Origin of the sequence: Zhongshania sp. (genome assembly GCF_041623545.1) — a bacterium.
GTDB lineage: Bacteria > Pseudomonadota > Gammaproteobacteria > Pseudomonadales > Spongiibacteraceae > Spongiibacter.
On the sequence record NZ_JBFJWS010000228.1, the window covers coordinates 1 to 5280 of the forward strand.

At 47.0% G+C, this 5280-nt stretch carries 2 protein-coding genes and 1 pseudogene; 1 reads left to right on the forward strand and 2 read right to left on the reverse strand.

The genetic code is table 11. The annotated features are described in order from the left end of the window. Nucleotides 1–253: pseudogene (locus ABYT30_RS15145) on the forward strand (RluA family pseudouridine synthase); the annotation flags it as partial. A 463-nt stretch (nt 254–716) separates the two neighbouring features. Here ABYT30_RS15145 and ABYT30_RS15150 read toward each other — a convergent pair. Next, nucleotides 717–1676: a diguanylate cyclase gene (locus ABYT30_RS15150; protein ID WP_373082678.1), complete on the reverse strand. Its 960-nt coding sequence runs from the start codon at nt 1674–1676 to the stop codon at nt 717–719. A gap of 54 nt (nt 1677–1730) precedes the next feature. Beyond that, nucleotides 1731–5280, reverse strand: a 3550-nt coding sequence (locus tag ABYT30_RS15155) for a response regulator (RefSeq protein ID WP_373097352.1), incomplete at its 5' end; no start/stop codon positions are given.

The following is a 5280-nucleotide window of genomic DNA, read 5'->3' on the forward strand; positions in this document are numbered from 1 at the left end:
CCATTACCAAGTTCTTGCCCACCTGCATAATCCATCGCGAACCCGCGTTGCCTTCACTCCCATTACTGGCAGAACCCATCAGCTCCGCATCCACAGTAAAGAAATTGGCCACCCGATATTAGGCTGCGATCTCTATGGCACCTCGGTGAGCCATGCGATGGCTGAGCGCTTACTGCTACACGCCGACAGCCTTGGCTTTGAGCATCCAATTACGGGACGCCGAATGACAGTACATAGCCCATGCCCATTTTGATCACACGCACCCAAAATGCGGCGGCATAAGGCCAGTAACAAAGCCTCTATAACCGCTTTATCAACCATTGCACTTTATTGACTCTGCGCCACTAGGGAAAGGCAACGTCGCGAGGTTTACTCGGGTGGAATATGGTCTACAGCAGTTACCCCTAATACTAGAGAGCTCGGAAGACTTTGGCGCAGAGGACGAACTCAACTACCGGGTACTAGCCGAAGCGCCCCGACATCCTTAAATTTGTTATATGTAACGTTTAAGGCGTTGACGTCAAAATGTCTGGAACCGTCTGCTCCTGTCAGGTAATTTGATGGCGCGAAATAGGAGGGCAGCACACTGGCCTAAGGCGTCGAGAATCAAGAAGTGACCGACGCCTATATCGCAATGGGTATCAATTACTATCGAGGCTTTTACTTTAGGCGCCCAGCTGAAAATAACACTCTAACATACTGATGCAAGCCGTCACTTAGACCAGAGCTACGCCCATCACACAATTCCGCCCAGCCTGCTTTGCCTTGTACAGTTGTTCATCCGCCGCACCCAGCAAGAGTGTTTCTAATTTTCCCTCGCTGGGCACAATAGTCGCTAAACCGACACTAATGGTGACGCACGCAGCATCAGGTGATTCCGCATGTGGCATCGCTAAGCTTTCTACCTGCAAACGCAGACTTTCTGCTTTGCTCATTGCACCGGCAAGATCTGTATCTGGCATTAAACAAACAAATTCTTCGCCACCATAGCGAGCGGCTAAATCCCGGCCGCGCCAATTACCCTCAGCAAGTGAATTCGCCACCCGTTTTAAACAGTTATCCCCCTCCAAATGACCATAATGGTCATTATATTTTTTAAAATGATCAACATCGACCATAATAAGAGAAAGCGAACTTTCTGCTCGACGACACGCCCGCCACTCGGCATTTAGTCGCTCGTCGAAAAAACGCCGATTAGGAATACGGGTTAGGCCGTCAATCGAAGCTAATGCCCGCAAAGCATCTGATTGCATTTTTAAGGTTAAGTGTGTATTTACCCGGGCACGCACAACTGCAGGGTTCACTGGTTTCGTAATAAAATCAACCGCGCCGACTTCCAAGCCACGCGTCTCCTCTTCAGGACTATCTTGGGAAGTAACGAATATTATGGGTATATTCTGGGTCTCAGTATCTGCCTTGAGTATTTTACATACCTCAATACCGTCCATATCCGGCATAAGTACGTCGAGTAGAATTAAATCTGGTCGCTTTTGACGGCATACATCAATAGCTTGCTGCCCATTCGTGGCCATAAAGACCTCACTATCCTTGGCAAAAACCTGATACAGCGCCTGTATATTCACCGGCTGATCATCAACGACCAATAGCCGAGGCCGCTCCGACACAGCCGTCCCCGGGATCAACCCAGATGTAAGCAAGGGCTTAAATTCACTCATAAGCATAACCTGACATTGTACATCTCATAGACGTCAAATATATTTCAGCAAAAATCACTTATTCCTCATCGCATTTAACGCGTCGAGTGCTGCCGTAAAATCAAGTTCAGCCATGGCTTCTCTCACTTTAAGTGCGGCCTCACTTTCGACGGCAAATATAGCACGCAAACTTTCAAAGCTATCCAAGGCACTCATATTGCTGTCGCTGAGATAACACGCGAACTCGTCAAGTTTAGCGTTCATTTCTTCATTCATTATAGGTGGCAGTGCAACATTCTGATCCGGCGACGCCAGAGCGTCTGCAAGCATTAACATTACTTCACACGCCTCTTGGAGATGGACCTCTGAAGTATTCAGCAGTGTCTCAATAGCCGGCACGTCAACAAGCCCTTTTACGGCCGTCTCAAGCTCAGATAGGCTATTTGCTAAGGCCTGTGCGCCCAAGGTTCCAGCCACGCCACGCAAGGTATGCAACTCTCTAACAGCTCCCGGCCTATTACCCTTTTGAACAAATGCGAGTACTTTCCCAAGATCGTCACAGTGCCGAGTAGCAAACATACGGGCCTGGCTTGAATACAAATCCCGATTATTCCCTAACCGCAATAACGCCTCTTTAAAAGAAAAACCCGCTGGGGCATCAGGTAAGTCAGCTCGTAACTCACCCCTCGTTGTCGTTTTAACTTCGGTTGTTTCGTTAGCACGACCACAAGCCTTTTGTACAACTGCGACCAATTCAGATAAGTCGAAGGGTTTACCAATATGATCATTCATCCCCGCCGCTAAACAGGCAGCACGATCAGCTGGCATTGCATTTGCTGTCATCGCAACAATTGGTAAATACTTCAGTTTCAAGGTTTGACGGATCTCGCGTGTCGCGGTGTAACCATCCATCACCGGCATTTGAATATCCATTAATACAACATCAAAGGGAATATCTGCATACCGAATACTATCCACGGCAATTTGGCCATTGTCCGCCACAACTATCTCCGCACCCTCTATCGCGAGTAGCTCTCGGGCAACTTGCTGATTCGTTATATTATCTTCCACTAATAATATTCGCATGCCAACAAGCCCATTATTGGCCACCTTCGACTGCTGCATGCCGGTGTTAAGCTCAGACGATTTATCAGCCAATGCTTCTATAATTGTGTTGTAAATATCCGAGGCGGTTACAGGCTTCATCAAGAAGCCATCAAGGGACGCATTAATAGCGCCTTCTTGCTGCTCAAATACTTCTTTAGCGTGACCCGTCACCATCACTAAGCGAGGGATTTTCGTGTCGACACAACGTTCTTGAATTGCTTTTGCTGTTTGCCAACCATCCAAGCCCGGCATCATCCAATCAATAAACACAATATCATAGGGCTTAGCGTCGACGAGGCTGCGCGCAATCAACTCCAAGCCAATATGACCGCTTTCGGCTTCTTCAACTTCCCAGCCAAGATTTTGACAAATCCCAGAAATAATCTCTCGAGCATGGGCATTATCGTCCAACACCAACAAACGAAGATTTTCATACTCTGCCGGCAATACCCGACGCGCGGGCTCTCTCTGCGCCTCATTCTCAAGCGCCTCGACAATAAGTGAAAAAGAAAACGTACTACCCTTCCCTTCTTCACTTTCCACTTCTAACTCGCCACCCATCATCCGAATTAATCGTTGGCAAATCACCAATCCCAGACCGGTACCGCCGAAGCGTCTCGTGGTAGCCGCTTCAGCTTGTGTAAAAGACTCAAAAACACGCTGCTGCTGCTCTGCCGTCATGCCAATGCCGGTGTCACTGACCTTAAACCCCAGCACAAGGCGATTTTTCCGTTCGTGCTGCACAAACACCGATAGCATCACCTCACCATGTTCGGTGAATTTAACCGCGTTCCCCGCGAGATTAATTAGAATTTGCTTTATGCGCAAGGAATCACCGAGCACCATTTTGGGCACTGACGGGTCAATATTAAAAAGTATTTCTACGTTCTTATCACTTATATTCATACTTAAAATGACAGCGATATCCTTCAATATTTCATCAATGGAAAACGGTCTATTTTCGAGTAGTAACTTGCCAGCCTCAATCTTGGAAAAGTCGAGAATGTCATTAATTATACCCAGCAACGCTTCCGCTGCGCCGCTTGCTTTCGTAACATAATCCAGCTGCCTGCTTGTCATGTCGGTGTACTTCAATAAATTCAGCATGCCCAATACCGCATTCATTGGCGTGCGAATTTCATGACTCATATTCGCTAGAAACTCGCTTTTGGTCTTACTCGCCTCTTCCGCCAATGCCTTTGCTTTCAGCAGTTCCGTTTGTTGTTGCTTTTGTAAAGTAAGATCCCGGGCAATGCCAAGATAGCCAATTACTTTATTTTCTTTATCGTACAAAGTGTTACTTTTGAGCAAGACTGGAATTTTCGCGCCGTCCCTGCGAATAAACGTCCACTCCTTTTCATAATTTACATCTTGCGTAATGAGCTTGCCATTACTGTCTACAGTGGTTTTATGATCTAGCTGTGCTAGTCGTTTTAATTCAGCATCGATCTCCTCCTTAACAAACATCGCCTGCATGGTCTTTTTATTCACCATTTCACTAGCACTATAGCCAAGCATGGTTTCTGCCGCAGGATTGAAGAGCGTTATAGTGCCATCAGGCTTGTTTGCAAAAATCGCGTAGCCCGCATTTTTTAAAATAGCGTCTTGCAGAACTCCGGAAGCCTCCAGCTCGCTCGTGCGGGCGGCCACCTGCTCTTCTAAGCGATGATTCAGCTCTAGCAATTGCGCTTGAGCCGCTTTCATTTCACTGATATCTCTGATGATATTCGCGGCGGCAAATATTTTCCCGTCAGCAGCTTTAACGGGAGAAACCGTTATGGATACACAGATAATCTGACCATTCTGGTCACGACGCTGGGTTTCAAAATTCGGAATAGTTTCACCATTAAAGACTCGCGCCCGAAGCGTAATCGCCTCATCCACGACGCTCTCCGGCACAACGAGACTATCAACTGTCTTGCCAACCGCCTCTGCAGCGCAATAGCCAAACATTCGCTGAGCAGCTTCGTTCCAGCTATAAATAACGCCGTCAATAGTTTCACTGATAATGGCGTCATTCGAGCCGGCAACGATAGCGGCCATCGATGAATTTTGCCGCGCAGAGTCCTCACGACGTCGAATATTTAGGGCAACGAGATACAAAAAGACGAAGGTCATTAGTAGCAGGCTACACAATATAATGAGGTTGTTAGTGCGTGCATCTGCTACCGCATTAGCCACAACGCTTTCTGGGGCCAAAATAGCGACTCTTAATGAATGGTCACGATCATAGTAATTTTCGCGCGCTGAGAAATAAAAAATTTGGTCGTCATGTAAACGGCTTAACTTTTTCGCTATTTCGCTATCACTTGTATCAAACTCATCTTGCCAGCGAAAAGGCTTGCCAAATTCAAAACCAAAAGCCTTTTCCCGCTTAGGGTGCACAAGAAAGTCGCCCTCTGAATTTAGAAGGTAGAGTATTTCGTTTGGCAGAATATCCTCTTCAATATTTGAAAATATTCCCGATAAATCGACATTAATTACGAGCACGCCAAACTCGTTACCGGCCTTATCAAAA